Raw genomic sequence first — 13,842 nt, 5'->3', positions numbered from 1 at the left:
TGAGACTATGACTGAAGCTAAGCATTGCCGCTTGTTGATCCTTGGCTCCGGACCGGCCGGGTATACGGCCGCGATTTACGCTGCCCGCGCCAATCTCAAGCCCGTTTTAATCACCGGCGTGGAGCAGGGCGGGCAGCTGATGACCACCACCGAGGTCGAAAACTGGCCTGGCGAACCCAACGGGATCCAAGGACCTGAGCTGATGGAACGGATGCGCCGCCAAGTGGAGCGTTTCGGCGCCGAAATCGTTTTCGATCACATTCATACCGCCGACCTCTCCAAACGTCCTTTCACCTTGCAAGGCGACGCCGGCACTTATACCTGCGATGCCTTGATCATCGCCACCGGTTCCTCGGCTAAATATCTCGGCCTACCCTCAGAAGAAAAATACAAGGGCCGCGGAGTATCGGCGTGCGCCACTTGCGATGGTTTTTTCTTTAAGGACCTGCCGGTGGCCGTCGTCGGCGGTGGCAATACCGCAGTGGAAGAAGCGATTTATCTGGCGAACATTTGTTCCCATGTAACTTTAATCCACCGCCGCGACAAGCTGCGGGCGGAGAAAATCTTAGTCGACCGATTGATGAAACAGGTCGATAAAGGCAAGGTACGCATCGAATGGAACCACGTGGTGGACGAAATCCTCGGCGACGATCGGGGCGTAAACGCGGTCCGAATCAAACACGTTCACAGCGGCGCCGCCAAAGAAATCCCGGTTTCCGGAGTATTCATCGCCATCGGCCATACCCCCAATACCGGCATTTTTGCAGGGCAACTCGAGCTCGATCGCGGCTACATCAAGGTCAAGGGCAACGGCGACAACCGGGGCAACGCCACCGCCACCAGCGTGCCGGGCGTGTTTGCGGCGGGCGATGTGGCCGATCCCGTCTACCGGCAGGCAGTGACCTCTGCCGGGACCGGCTGCATGGCGGCGCTGGACGCAGAGCGGTTTTTGGAGGGAATCGAATAACTGTAAGGCATGCTTGCTCTGCTCGATCCCAATGACCCGTATGCGTTTCCTCCGGTCGAAGCGGCTTTGAGGGAGCCCAACGGCCTACTGGCGGTAGGCGGGGATCTTTCTCCTGCGCGCTTGCTCGCCGCGTATCGGCGCGGTATCTTTCCTTGGTACAACCGTGGGGAACCGATTCTATGGTGGTCGCCGGATCCAAGATTGGTGCTGTTTCCGGAAAAGCTGAAAATAGCCAGGAGCTTGCGCAAGGTCGTCAAGAAAGGGGCATTTCAGGTGACTTTTGATCAGGCATTCGCCCGCGTGATTGACGCCTGTGCCGCGCCGCGCAAGCGCGATCAAGGCACTTGGATCACTCCCGAAATGAAAGCGGCTTACTGCCGCCTGCACGCGCTGGGCTATGCGCATTCGGTGGAAGCCTGGGATCGCTCCGAGTTGGTCGGCGGCTTGTATGGGGTAGCAATAGGCTGTGTGTTTTTTGGAGAGTCCATGTTCTACCGCCGCACCGATGCCTCCAAGGTGGCTTTCGTGGCTTTGGTCGAGCACCTAACTCGTTGGCAGTATGGACTGATCGACTGCCAGGTGCGCACCGAGCATTTGCTCCGCTTGGGGGCGGAAGAAATCCCAAGACGCGATTTTATCCGCTTGCTCGACGAATTATGTTCCAAACCATGCGCCAAGACCGCTTGGCGCTGCAACTTGCGCTAAGCGCCCCTTATCGATGCGCTTATTTGCCTGCCGAAACCGCACAGATGGCGTTTTTGCCGGCGGATGCTCGGCTTTCCACGGCCGCTTACACGCGCCTCGTAGCGCAAGGCTTTCGCCGCAGCGGCGGCGTGGTCTACCGGCCTGAGTGCCCTGCTTGTCTGGCCTGCATACCGGTGCGCGTCGAAGTAACCCAGTTCCTCCCCGACCGTAGCCAAAGGCGCTGTCTAAAGCGCAATCGAGACTTAGAAGTCATCGCCCGAGCGCCCGGTTTTCATCCCGAACACTACCGGCTTTATCTTAAGTATCTCAAAGCGCGCCACGGTCAAGACGCACCCACCCCGGAGGAATACTTGGATTTTTTGACTTGCTGCTGGTGCCGAACCGAGTTTTATGAGTTTCGCCTTGAGGGGAAATTGGTCATGGTCGCTGTCGTAGATTGGCTCGTGGACAGCCTGTCGGCGGTTTATACTTTTTACGAGCCGGAGCTTGCCAAGCGCGGTCTTGGAACGTATGCGGTGTTGTGGCAAATCGAAGCGGCAAAGAAGCAGGGACGGCGTTGGTTATACCTTGGCTATTGGATCGCGGCCTGTCGCAAGATGGCTTATAAAATCAAGTTTAAGCCCCAACAGTGGTATTTGGGATCGTGGCAGCCGGCGCCGATTTAACCACTAAACTCGCGAGAATTTATATGGCAGCTAAAAACGCTTTTTACGCTCAGTCGGGAGGAGTCACCGCGGTCATCAATGCGTCTGCCTGCGGGGTGATCGAGACTGCACGGAGGCATCCCGACAAGATCGGCAAGGTTTACGCGGGCAAAAACGGCATTCTCGGCGCTCTGACCGAGGAACTCATCGACACCTCGCACGAAACCGACGAGGCCATCGCGGCCTTAAGACACACGCCTGGCGCTGCGTTCGGCTCCTGCCGCTACAAGCTCAAAGGGCTTGAGGAGAACCGCGCCGAATACGAGCGCCTGATCGAGGTTTTCCGCGCCCATGAGATCGCCTATTTCTTTTACAACGGTGGGGGCGATTCGGCCGATACCTGCCACAAAGTCGCGCAGCTTTCGCAGGCGCTCGGCTTCCCGATCCAAGCGATCCACATTCCCAAAACGGTAGATAACGATTTGCCGATCACCGACAGCAGCCCTGGATTTGGTTCAGCGGCCAAATACGTCGCCCTGTCCACCTTGGAGGCAACTTTAGACGTTGCCTCTATGAGCGCGACTTCTACCAAAGTATTTGTGTTCGAGGTCATGGGCAGGCACGCCGGTTGGATCGCCGCCTCCGCCGCTTTGGCCTCAACTTTAAAGCAGCCGTTGCCTATACTCATCCTGTTCCCCGAAGTGCCGTTCGAACAGGCCAAGTTTCTGACCAAGATCAGGCAAACTGTGGAGAGCCACGGCTACTGCTCGGTGGTGGTCGCGGAAGGAGTCAAAACCCAAGACGGCCGCTTCTTAGCCGACGCCGGCTACACCGACGCCTTCGGCCATACCCAGCTGGGCGGGGTGGCGCCGGTGGTGGCGCGCATGATTTACCGTGAGCTGGGTTTTCGCTGTCACTGGGCGGTGGCCGATTATCTGCAGCGCTCCGCCCGCCATATCGCTTCGCGCATCGACGTCGAACACGCGTACGCGGTGGGCCAAGCGGCGGTGGAAATGGCGCTCCAAGGAAAAAACGCGATCATGCTGACCATCATCAGGCGGGCTGATGAGCCTTACGCTTGGGAAATCGGCAGCGCGCCGCTGGAACGGATCGTCAATTGCGAGAAGAAAATGCCCCTTGAGTTTATCCGCGCCGACGGCTTTGGGATCACCGAAACGTGCCGGCGCTACCTTTCCCCCCTAATCCAAGGGGAAGATTATCCCCCTTACGAGGAGGGGCTTCCCTATTACGCAAAACTTCGCAATGCCGAAGTAGAGAAAAAACTCAAGCCGTGGCAATGCCGTCGTTAAGAAACGGCCTCGGCCGCTTTTTCTGTTTCCTTGGCGGATGGCTTAGCTTTTCCAGACGGATTAGTCATTTGATCGTTAAGGCGCTGAATTAGGATATCGGCGTGGTTGACGATCTCTTCCAAGCGCGCGCGCACGGCTTCGTTCCAACCCTTGATTTTACCGGTAGCTAACAGGTACCAGTTGGCGCACTTATCAAACGCCCGAACTAAATTAAAGTTGAGCTTTAGCTGCTTTTGGCGTCTTGCCAGACGGCGCCGGTAAATTGCTTTGAACAGCGCGGAAAAAAGCAGATGGAACACAGCTACGATCGCTAGAGCGGCTGCGATGGCGACTGCATCGGCCAAGGGCGAAAACCAAAACCCCGTCATAAGGCCGGCAAACACGACTCCGCCGATGATCGCAGCGAGCACCAGCGCATCGAGCCGAAGCGTCCAACTGCGCCAGCCGAAAAGGGCCTTCAAAAGTTCTGGAATCGCCTGGTCTTTGAGTTCCTTGGTGGTCGCGTCGAGCGCGTTCAAAATCCGGTAAGCGCGCTTTACCTCGACCTCTTGCATCCGTCGGTGAATCTCAGCCAAATCCCGGTCGCGACGCGCCTCTAAACGTTCTTTGACGTATTCGTTGTCGCAATTGAGCTCGACCTCGGGCGAAAAGATGGTATAGAACTGAGTGATATTCAATCCTTTTTCAGCCAACGCGCTCTTCCAAGCCGCGACCACCTCCGCCAATCCATCCTCTCTGGCGGTCACATCGATCTGGTTGAGAATGTAAATAAACTTTTCCGAATCGTAGCGATCGACGGTAGTCTTGACCAAATACTCCAGGGTATCCCGCATTGCCCCCGGTTCTGGGCGCCTGGCGTCGAAAAAGATCAATACTAGGTCGGAGATGTCGATGATGTGCTTGGTGATGCGCAAGGTCGCACTGCGCTGAGCATCGGCATCGAACCCTGGGGAATCGATCAAGATTTTCCCTTTTAGGTTTTCGCTGTTGCAGGTCTTAAGCTGCAGGTACGCGTTGATGCGTTTGCCCTCCCCTTCCATGGCTTCTTCGATATCGTGGCTAATCTGATAAAAAGGAAACCGAGGATCTACGTCCAAGGCCAGACCGGGTAAGGTCTTAACTTCCGGATCCGGGCTGTAGCATAGCACCGTGAATTTATCGTCTACGGCTTGGACTCCAGTGCGCTGGATCTTAGTTTTAAGAAAATGGTTGATGAAACTCGATTTTCCCGCTGAAAACAATCCTAGCACAGAAATCAGCGGCCACCAGGGAATCTGGCGCGCCGTCGATTGCTCTGGCCGGATTAGGCCTAACTCTCCGGCGACCTTGTCGATGGTCTGGAAATTCCTCGCGACATCCACTAAAAGTGGATTTTCCTCCGAAAGATGCTTCTCTAGATTCTGTACGTAGATTTCGCTTGCTTGCATGAGGGGTGGTGAGTTTCTGGAGTTTGCTGATGATTTTAGGGTAAAAATGGTGTGGATGGCAAAATTCCTTTGGTTTCGGGGGTTTTAGATCAAAGATAACGGCATAAATTCAAATGCACAGTGCGAGTTTTATGCCCGTACGATGTTTGAGGCTTTTGCATCCACGGCCGCCCAGTCAGGGTATAATTTTCAAACCTGTCTCTCCCTTACAAATATGCTGGACTTTGCGCACTTTCCCACAATCGAAGCCCGGATCGGCAACACTCCTATGGTGCGCCTTCAGCGCCTTCCAGGAAAAACCTCCAACGTCATTCTGGCCAAACTCGAAGGCAATAACCCGGCCGGCTCGGTCAAAGATCGCCCAGCGCTCAGTATGATCAAGCACGCCGAGGAACGCGGTGAGATCCGGCCGGGCGACCGCCTGATCGAAGCCACCAGCGGCAATACCGGGATCGCTTTGGCCATGGTAGCGGCGGTCAAAGGTTACCGCCTGACCCTAATCATGCCCGAAAGCATGAGCCTAGAACGGCGCGCCGCGATGAAAGCGTTCGGCGCTGAAATCGTGCTGGTCTCTGCTGCAGGCGGGATGGAGGAGGCGCGCGATCTGGCCGATAAGATGGCCGCCGAAGGTCGAGGCAAGCTCCTTAACCAATTCGCCAACCCCGACAACCCCCGCGCCCATTACGAAGGCACCGGCCCCGAAATCTGGCGCGACACCCACGGCCAAGTCACGCATTTCGTCAGCGCTATGGGCACCACCGGCACCATCATGGGGGTATCGAGATTTCTAAAACGCCAAAACCCCGCCATCCAAATCGTCGGGGTCCAACCGGCAGAAGGCGCTAAAATCCCCGGCATCCGCCGCTGGCCGCCCGAGTATCTGCCCAAGATCTACGACCCGGCGTGGGTGGACCGACAGCTGGACGTAACCCAAGAAGAAGCGGAAGAAACCACCCGCCTCCTGGCGGCTAAAGAGGGTATTTTTTGCGGCATTTCCTCAGGGGGGGCGGTCGCTGCCGCTTTGCGTTTGTCTAAAGAAGTCGAGCGCGCGGTGATCGTTACCATCATCTGCGACCGCGGCGACCGCTACCTCTCGACCGGAGTCTTTCCGGCCTGAACCCAGCCCGGCGTGAACATCCGGCGCTGGGCGGGAATAGCAGCTTGGCTGGCAGTGGGCGCAAGCCTTGCCGAACCCAAGCTGCACCTTGAGCTCGATCGTCTGCGCTATGGGCCGGTCGTGCTTGAAGGCGTCCTGCTCGAACAAAGCTCTTCGTGGCTCAAACTGGCGCTCGACCGCTTGCGCCTGCCATTTGCTCCTCGAGCGCTCGAGCGTCTAAGTCTAGCCTGTCCAGAAATCCGGTTTACCAACGCGGCGCTCACCTGCCCGCACGGGCAGCTGGCGCTTTACCTCCCTCACCTCGGCCAGGCTTTAAGCGCTGCTTTAAGCTTTATCCTCGCTCCCGCTCATGGGCAAGTCGATCTAAAGGCAAAGCGCTTTGCCGGCGGCTCCATGCATCTTCAAGCCAAATATCTGGGCAGCTTTAGCTTTCAACTCGAAGGCAAAGATCTGAACCTGCACGACGTTGGCTTCACGCGCGTCGTCAAGCAGCTTACTCTCTTATTAAAATTGGACGCACACCGCGCTAACGCTTTCCACTTCGAGTTTGCAATTCCCCGAGGAGAAGCGCTGTATCTTCCCGTTTATCTGCCATTCAAAGAGCACCCGCTCAAACTTATCGGCGAATTTGCTTGGCCTAAAGGCGAACTGAGGCTTGAGAACCTGCGCGTATCCCAGCAAAACGTCTTGACCGCCTTTGCCCAAGCCGGCTGGAGGAAAAGCGTTTTAACCTACTTGTGGGCGGACTTTGCGGCCGATTGCCAAAAGCTGTTTTCCCTCTATGCCCTTCCCTTTTTGCAAGGCAGCCGATGGGAGGGAATCGAAGTGACCGCCGGCAAGCTCCATGGCCAAATGACCCAGGCGACGGGCGCCGTTCGCCTCGAACGCGTCGTGCTGAGCGACCAGCAGCGGCGTTTGGGGTTCGATCAACTCGACGCGCGCCTGCATTGGCGCGCCCGCGGCCACCCTCCCCTCTCCCGTGCCCAATGGCGCGCCGGGCACCTTTATGCCTTACCGATAGGCGCCGCCGCGCTGAGTTTCGGCTTGAGCGGCGACGATTTTCACCTCCACCCCCCTGCCGATATTCCCGTTCTAGACGGCCACCTTCATCTGGATCAACTCGACATACTCGACCTTGCCACCGCCCCCCAAGTCCGGTTTCGCGGCCAAATAGCCAAAATTTCCTTAGAACTTCTAAGCCGCGTGCTCGGTTGGCCGCAACTTAAAGGCAGCGTCTCCGGTGAAATCCCTCAAGTCACTTACGACCTCAACCGGCGGACCCTGGCGCTGGACGGTCGCCTGATCGTTCAGGTATTTTCCGGCACGCTCGTCATCGAACGCCTGGCGATCACCGATTTGTTCGGCGCTTTGCCCAGACTGCGCGCCGACGTCTATGTCCATGATCTGGACTTGGAACAGCTGACCGGCCATTTTGCCTTTGGCCGCATCACCGGCAAGCTGGAGGGCTACATCCGCCGACTCGAGCTGGAAAACTGGCGTCCGGTCGCGTTCGACGCTTGGTTTGGAACCCCGCCGAACGACCGAACCCGCCACCGCATCAGCCAGAAGGCCGTGGAAAATTTGACCAAGCTCGGCGGCAGATTCGCTGCCGGCCTGCTGTCGCGCACTCTGCTACGCGCCTTCGATGAATTCAGCTATGCCCGACTCGGTCTGGGTTGCCGTTTACAGGGCGGCGTCTGCGAACTGGCGGGAGTGGCACACGTTCCTGGAGGCTATTTTATCGTCATCGGCAGCGGTCTGCCGCGAATCGACGTGATCGGCTATAATCGGCGCATCGACTGGCCGACGTTGATCCGCCGGCTGGCCCGCATCACCCAACCGACACCTACCGCACAACCATGAATAAGCCACGGATTTTGCTTTTTGCCTTGCTCCTGGCCGGTATCGCCGCGTGCGTCACCATCAATATTTATTTCCCCGCCGCGGCGGCGGAGAAAGCGGCCGACCAAATCATCCGCGACATCCAAAAAAGCGCTCCTGAACCCCAATCTTTCTTAACGTTGCCGATCCGCTTTAGGCTGGAAGGATGGCTTTTTGGGATTTCCCCAGCTTACGCCCAAGCCGACCTTAACATCGACAGCGCAGAAATCCGCACGCTCAAGGCTTCCATGCAGCGCCGCTTCCCCAAGCTCAAGCAATACCTGGACAACGGCTGGGTAGGCTACGCCAACGACGGCCGGGTAGCGGTCGTCCGTCCCGATCAAATCCCGCTGCAAGAAAGGGCCGCGGTCGAACAGCTGGTAGCGGCGGAAAACCGAGACCGCCAGGCGCTGTACGCGGCCATCGCCAAAGCCAACGGCCATCCCGAGTGGACCGAGGAGATCCGCGCGACTTTTGCCCGGCGCTGGATCGCCAACGCCGAATCGGGCTGGCTGGTTCAAAGTCCGGACGGCCGCTGGCAACGCCAACCATGAGCAAGCGCCGCGCCCTGCCGCAAGAACCACGCACCGCAACCATCGAACGGCTTACCCACGATGGGCGGGGGCTTGGCTATGTGGACGGCAAGGCGGTATTCGTCCAAGGGGCTTTGCCGGGCGAGACGGTGCGTTTTAAGTACACCGATATCCGCCGCACTTACGCCCTAGGTGAGGTTCTCGAATGCTTAACTCGCTCGCCTGAGCGCGCCTCTCCCCCTTGCCCCCACTTCGGCGCCTGCGGCGGGTGTGCGCTCCAACACCTAAACCCTAAAGCCCAGCTGCGCTTCAAACACGAACTGTTGTTGGACCAACTCCGTCGGATCGGCAAGGTCGAACCGAGCGAAATTTGGCCGCCGCTCACCGGACCGGTCTTCGGTTATCGGCGCAAAGCCAGGCTCGGGGTCCGCTGGGTGGAGAAGAAAGGCCGCACCTTCGTAGGGTTCCGCGAACGCGGCAGCGGGCGAATCGCCGAGCTCGAGGCTTGCCTTACTCTGCATCCTAAGATTAGTGAAAGGATCAAAGACTTGGCCGGCCTAATCGACAGGCTCTCCCTCCGCGACCGGATTCCGCAGGTGGAAGTCGCCATAGGCGACAACCGCAGCGCTTTGGTGTTTAGGGTGTTGGGGCCGCCTTGTGCGGAAGACCGCGTTCGCCTTGAAGAATTCGGTTCAAGGTTTGGGTTCGACGTGTACCTGCAACCTCAAGGACCAGACTCCCTGCTTGCGCTCACCCCTCCCGACCCGCCTTGGCTTTGCTACCGGCTCCCGGAAGCGATTACCCTGTGGTTTGGTCCGTTGGAGTTCACTCAGGTCAACGCCGAGATCAATCAACGTTTGATCGAGCAAGTTCTCGCCGTGCTTGACCCGAATCCAGACGAAACCGTACTCGACTTGTTCTGCGGTGTAGGCAACTTTACCCTACCCTTGGCCCGCCGTGCTTTTCGGGTCGTGGGTGTGGAAGGCAACCCCCAAGCGGTGCTACGCGCCCGCGAAAACGCTTGCCTTAATCAAATTGCCAACGTGGAGTTTCACTGTGCCGATTTAAGTCAAGATTTAGCCGCTTTCCCTTGGGCTTTGGCCCGCTACGATAAACTCTTGCTCGATCCGCCTCGCAGCGGCGCGTTGCCGATCATGGACTACATCCCCCGTTGGGAACCAAAGCGCGTGGTCTACGTTTCCTGCAATCCGGCCACGTTGGCCAGGGACGTGGGCCATTTAGTCCGCAGCCATGGGTATCGCCTCGTGGGCGCCGGCATTTTGGATATGTTCCCGCACACAGCCCACGTGGAGTCGATGGTTTTGCTGCAGCGATGAATTCTTATTTGTGGGTGAGCATTCCGGCGCAGCGGTTGTATCAAGTAGATAACGGCATAATCATAAAGACTTATCCGATCTCGACCGCCTCCAAAGGACCGGGGGAGCTTCTCGGCAGCGGCTGCACACCGCGCGGTTGGCACGTGATCCGCGCCAAAATCGGCAGCGGACTCCCCTCCGGAGCGGTGTTGGTGGGACGGCGCCCGACCGGAGAGATTTACGATTCTAGTCTCGCCCGGCGCTACCCTGAGCGAGACTGGATCTTAAGCCGGATCCTCTGGCTTTCGGGGCTGGAAATCGGCTTTAATCGTCTAGGCACGGTCGACACCCTTCGCCGTTTCATCTACATCCACGGCAGCCCAGATCACCTCATCGACGGCCAACCCCGCTCGCACGGCTGCATTCGCATGCGCAACGCCGACGTCATCGAGCTGTTTGAACAAGTGCGCGTGGGCACCAAAGTGTACGTAAGCGCTGAAAATCAATCGCCGCCTTCGCTAAAGCGATAAATCGCCGAATGAGACAGAAACAACGCCAGCCCCACCAGCGCGATCCCTCCGGCAAAGGCCAAAAGGTCCACAGGCCGGGTAAACTCCATTCTCAGCCCTTGCTCGAAGAAGCGGACGATCAAGATGATCAAGATGACTTTTCCCAGCCGGCTCTTTAAGTCGTCCAGGTTATTGATGATCAACACCTTGGCAAAAGCCTGGCTGCGGCGCGCCTGATCCAAGGCGCTGATGAACAGCTCGTACAGTCCCAGCGCGAAGATGATCAGCACCGTGGCCAAAAGATACCCATCGATCACCTCCACCACATGCGCGATGGCCTGCGAGCGGATCGCCTTGCGTTCGAGCGCGCTCAAGCCGGGATCGGCGTAGTGGTAAATCTCCTTCACCAACAGCCAGGTGTCTACCGTAGCCAGATAAAACACCGCAAACGCCGTCATGAGGCTGGCCAAGACGGCTACCAAGACGATCAGGCGGCTGCTCCACAGAGAGCTTTCCAGCCAACCTTCTAAGCGTTTGCACAGCTTCTGCGTCAGTATCATGCCCTTCTACCGCTTACCCGCAAAACCGTTAAATCTTGCCGCACGGGAGAAGAATTTGCCAGCTAAAATCAAAGCCGGATAGAATTTCTCGCGCTAAGCTGGCGTAGCTCAGTCGGTAGAGCAGCGGATTTGTAATCCGCCGGTCGCAGGTTCGAATCCTGTCGCCAGCTCAAATAAATCAATTTGCCACGGCGCTCGACGACTTTGGTGCTGGCTACTCGGGGCTGAACCTCCTAGCCGACTACCAACCTAACCTGATCAAGCTCGACATGGGTCTGATCAAGGGATCGACCACAACCCCGTGCGCCAGGCAATCGTCGCCGGGATCGTCGATACCGCAAACCGCCTTGGGATCACGACGATCACCGAAGGAATTGAGACGGTGGCGGAATACCGGTGGCTACGCACCCTGGGTATTACCCTCTTTCAGGGCTACCTCTTCGCCAAGCCCGCGCTCGAAGCGCTTCCGGAACCCGATTGGCAGGCGGTCGATGCCGCACCATGACCTCCGCCTTCACGCGCCTCAGCGAAACCCAGCCGCGGAGCTTGCCGACGCGCTCGTTGCCGAACGGATCGCGCGGCTATCCCACTGCCGAAGCGGTGGTGGGGCTTGGCGAGATCGCCGTGCAGGGGGACCCCGACGAAGCGGCACTTGCTGAAGTGCACACGTCCATGGCCGGACCGTTCGCGCATCCGCCCGGGCAACCCCCCCGCCCACGCAGGCGATTCCCCCAGCCGCAACCGCACCTGCACCCTCCCTTGATCGTCACCTCGAAAAGTAGACGGATGTGAATGACAACCGATGTGAATGACAACCAAGGTGGACAGATTGTCTCCGCCTAGTGCTGAGTAGGAGGCAGGTGTTGCGCAGTTCAGAAAGCACCGCGGTGCTTTCTACCACTCGTTCACTCGTCGGTCGTCAAGCGGACCGGCTACCCCATGCACACAGTCTTTGACCTCAACGCGCTTGACGAGCACCTCGCCGGTTGCTTCGTCGGCGATCCAGTGGGCACGGATGTCAAAGCCTAGCTTGGAATTCCCCACGCGCTCGATGCGATCCTCGAGGAATCCTCCCGCCTTGAGCTCAGCAACGACCAGCTCTTCCGCGGCTAGCCAACAATTTCCTCAAAAAAGAAGAGGCAGCCCGAGGGCTTTGAGCCAATCCAACTCTTGCGCTTCTTTAGCGAGCTAAAGAAGTAAGGCAGATCAGGAGAAAGACAAGACCGGCCGGCGCCAATCCGATACGCCTGCCACCCCATCCGAGCAGGTTGACAGGCGGCGCGGTCTTCAGATGCGTCGGCGCCGGACTATGACGCCGACCAGTCCTAGGCCAGCCAGCAACATCGACCAGCTTGTAGGCTCCGGCACCGGCGCGCGGTAGCCAGCCATCACCGGGTCGCCCACCGTAGTCTTGTAGGCGTACAGCACGCCAGGGAGCAGGCTGTAGCCCGCCGGCGCGCAGTTCTCGCCCAGGGCGCATTGCACGCGATCGCCGGTGATGAAGTCGAACCAGACGTCGAACTGCGTGCCGCTGTCGTTTTGGGTAACGCTGTAGTCGTTGTCGGTGCCGGCGAGGATGAGATAGGTACCGTCGGCCAGCATCGGACCGATGGCCAATCCCTCCCATTTCTCTGGCGACCGGTTGCCCAATTCAGCCAGGGTCACGGCGTCCAAATCGATCCAGGGGCTTAGGGCCTTGCTCACGGGGGTGAAGCTCGCGCCGGGGGCGTCCAGGTCGAGGGCGGAAACATCGGTGGCCCCGTCCAGGTCGATGAAGTACACCCGCTTGTCCGGATTGTTATAGTTGGAATCTACGCCCAGGCCGCGGTTGTTGCGCTCCAGCACCAGGAACTGGTGGTCGTTCACCGCGACCAGGGCCGAAATGCCCTGGCTGTTGCCGCTGATGTCGAACTTGTAGGCGTATTGCGCGATTGCGCTGCCACTTGCGGTGTCGAATTTCACGATACGGGTGTAGGGGGCGCTTAGTTCATCGCGCATCTGGCTTTGCAGCATGGCATAGGCATAACGGCCGTCGGGGCTGATGGCCAAGCCCTCATAGCCGCGGTTGCTCGACCTGCCGGCGGTATTGCCGGTGTTGCTGGCGTAGTTCGGCACGTTGGCGGCGTTGCGCGGAATCACGTTGGCGGGATTCGTAAAGGCACGCAGGAACTCGCCGCTGCGCTCGAATTCATAGAGCGACGGGCCATATTCGTCGGAGACCAGGAAGTGACCCGTGAGGGGGTGCACGACGAAACCCTCTGGGTCGAAGGCCATGCCCAGCACGTTGTTCTGGTTGGGCGCCAGGCCGTTGAATGCCTCACCGTTCCGCGTGAACTTGATAGTCTCGACCACCTGAAAGTTAGAGATGGCGCCCGTGTTTGGGTCGATGTCGAGGGTGAAGCGCTGCACGCGCGTGTCGTAGGAGAGGGTGCCCCCGCCCGGACCTCGGTCGGACAACGCCCACCACTCATTGCGGTTGGGGTCGTAATAGAGGTCGGAGAAAAAGCCTAAACGGCCGTCGTTGACACTGGTGCCGAATTGATCACCGGTGTTGCCGGGAATTGTCAGGCCGTTGACAAAGATCGGTCCAGCGTTGGCGATGCTCACAAAGACACAGACAAGGAAAAGGGATGAAAAGATTTTCAGACGCATGTAAGAATTCTCTTGGCTGAAGATAATCCCGGGGCAGTAGGCTAGTACAGCCGCGTGACAGTAGGATGACAGTGGCGCGTTTACCCCAGGTGCTTCGCTACAACCGGCCAGGATACTGAAGGACTCCGATCAAGGTGCGATACCGTCCCAACACCGCTGCTTTCACGCAAGTAATAAATGCTGCTTTTTTGCAGCTGTCCAAGGGAGGTACTGTTGGCGTC

14 protein-coding genes and 1 tRNA gene are annotated in these 13,842 nt (G+C 58.3%); 11 read left to right on the top strand and 4 right to left on the bottom strand.

What is annotated here, in order from left to right; genetic code table 11:
• Nucleotides 1-7: 7 nt before the first annotated feature.
• The 4 genes from trxB to ACYQ3M_RS08155 are packed head-to-tail and all read left to right on the top strand — an operon-like array spanning nt 8 to nt 3,626.
• On the top strand, nt 8-967 hold the full coding sequence (gene trxB, locus ACYQ3M_RS08170; RefSeq protein ID WP_460035577.1) for a thioredoxin-disulfide reductase: 960 nt from the start codon (nt 8-10) through the stop codon (nt 965-967).
• 9 nt (nt 968-976) lie between these two features.
• Nucleotides 977-1,672, top strand: a complete 696-nt coding sequence (aat, locus tag ACYQ3M_RS08165; RefSeq protein WP_460035576.1) for a leucyl/phenylalanyl-tRNA--protein transferase — start codon at nt 977-979, stop codon at nt 1,670-1,672.
• Nucleotides 1,624-2,337 carry an arginyltransferase gene (locus ACYQ3M_RS08160; protein ID WP_460035575.1) on the top strand — a complete coding sequence of 238 codons (714 nt, stop codon included), beginning with the start codon at nt 1,624-1,626 and terminating at the stop codon, nt 2,335-2,337. Before aat ends, ACYQ3M_RS08160 begins: the two co-directional genes overlap by 49 nt.
• A gap of 23 nt (nt 2,338-2,360) precedes the next feature.
• Nucleotides 2,361-3,626 carry a 6-phosphofructokinase gene (locus tag ACYQ3M_RS08155; RefSeq protein ID WP_460035574.1) on the top strand — a complete coding sequence of 422 codons (1,266 nt, stop codon included), beginning with the start codon at nt 2,361-2,363 and terminating at the stop codon, nt 3,624-3,626.
• On the opposite strand, the gene ACYQ3M_RS08150 is transcribed toward ACYQ3M_RS08155, so the two are convergent.
• On the bottom strand, nt 3,623-5,053 hold the full coding sequence (locus ACYQ3M_RS08150; RefSeq protein WP_460035573.1) for a dynamin family protein: 1,431 nt from the start codon (nt 5,051-5,053) through the stop codon (nt 3,623-3,625). The genes ACYQ3M_RS08155 and ACYQ3M_RS08150 overlap by 4 nt on opposite strands.
• A gap of 214 nt (nt 5,054-5,267) precedes the next feature.
• Here ACYQ3M_RS08150 and cysM point away from each other — a divergent pair, with 214 nt between their 5' ends.
• From cysM to ACYQ3M_RS08125, 5 genes are read left to right on the top strand one after another with little or no spacing between them, the layout of a single operon-like run.
• A complete protein-coding gene (gene cysM, locus ACYQ3M_RS08145) occupies nt 5,268-6,170 on the top strand; it encodes a cysteine synthase CysM (protein ID WP_460035572.1) in 903 nt (300 codons plus the stop codon).
• A 12-nt stretch (nt 6,171-6,182) separates the two neighbouring features.
• A complete protein-coding gene (locus ACYQ3M_RS08140) occupies nt 6,183-8,033 on the top strand; it encodes an AsmA family protein (RefSeq protein WP_460035571.1) in 1,851 nt (616 codons plus the stop codon).
• The gene (locus ACYQ3M_RS08135) at nt 8,030-8,605 is read left to right on the top strand and encodes a YdbL family probable chaperone protein (protein WP_460035570.1); all 576 of its coding nucleotides are present in this window, start codon (nt 8,030-8,032) and stop codon (nt 8,603-8,605) included. Before ACYQ3M_RS08140 ends, ACYQ3M_RS08135 begins: the two co-directional genes overlap by 4 nt.
• Nucleotides 8,602-9,921 (top strand): 23S rRNA (uracil(1939)-C(5))-methyltransferase RlmD, encoded by a 1,320-nt coding sequence (rlmD, locus tag ACYQ3M_RS08130; RefSeq protein WP_460035569.1) that lies wholly within the window; start codon nt 8,602-8,604, stop codon nt 9,919-9,921. Before ACYQ3M_RS08135 ends, rlmD begins: the two co-directional genes overlap by 4 nt.
• A complete protein-coding gene (locus tag ACYQ3M_RS08125; RefSeq protein ID WP_460035568.1) occupies nt 9,918-10,430 on the top strand; it encodes a L,D-transpeptidase family protein in 513 nt (170 codons plus the stop codon). Before rlmD ends, ACYQ3M_RS08125 begins: the two co-directional genes overlap by 4 nt.
• On the opposite strand, the gene ACYQ3M_RS08120 is transcribed toward ACYQ3M_RS08125, so the two are convergent.
• Nucleotides 10,403-10,969: a YqhA family protein gene (locus tag ACYQ3M_RS08120; RefSeq protein WP_460035567.1), complete on the bottom strand. Its 567-nt coding sequence runs from the start codon at nt 10,967-10,969 to the stop codon at nt 10,403-10,405. The genes ACYQ3M_RS08125 and ACYQ3M_RS08120 overlap by 28 nt on opposite strands.
• Before the next feature lie 97 nt (nt 10,970-11,066).
• Here ACYQ3M_RS08120 and ACYQ3M_RS08115 point away from each other — a divergent pair.
• A tRNA-Thr gene (locus tag ACYQ3M_RS08115) sits at nt 11,067-11,139 on the top strand.
• Nucleotides 11,140-11,255: 116 nt separating this feature from the next.
• Nucleotides 11,256-11,474 carry an EAL domain-containing protein gene (locus ACYQ3M_RS08110; protein WP_460035594.1) on the top strand — a complete coding sequence of 73 codons (219 nt, stop codon included), beginning with the start codon at nt 11,256-11,258 and terminating at the stop codon, nt 11,472-11,474.
• A 389-nt stretch (nt 11,475-11,863) separates the two neighbouring features.
• On the opposite strand, the gene ACYQ3M_RS08105 is transcribed toward ACYQ3M_RS08110, so the two are convergent.
• Both ACYQ3M_RS08105 and ACYQ3M_RS08100 read right to left on the bottom strand, forming a co-directional pair.
• Entirely contained in the window at nt 11,864-12,013 is a 150-nt protein-coding gene (locus tag ACYQ3M_RS08105; protein WP_460035566.1) for a hypothetical protein, read from the bottom strand.
• Between the two features lie 243 nt (nt 12,014-12,256).
• Nucleotides 12,257-13,621: an esterase-like activity of phytase family protein gene (locus tag ACYQ3M_RS08100; RefSeq protein WP_460035565.1), complete on the bottom strand. Its 1,365-nt coding sequence runs from the start codon at nt 13,619-13,621 to the stop codon at nt 12,257-12,259.
• Nucleotides 13,622-13,842: the final 221 nt, after the last annotated feature.

Source organism: Methylothermus subterraneus, assembly GCF_054656915.1.
This window is presented reverse-complemented; position numbering and strand designations above follow the sequence as displayed.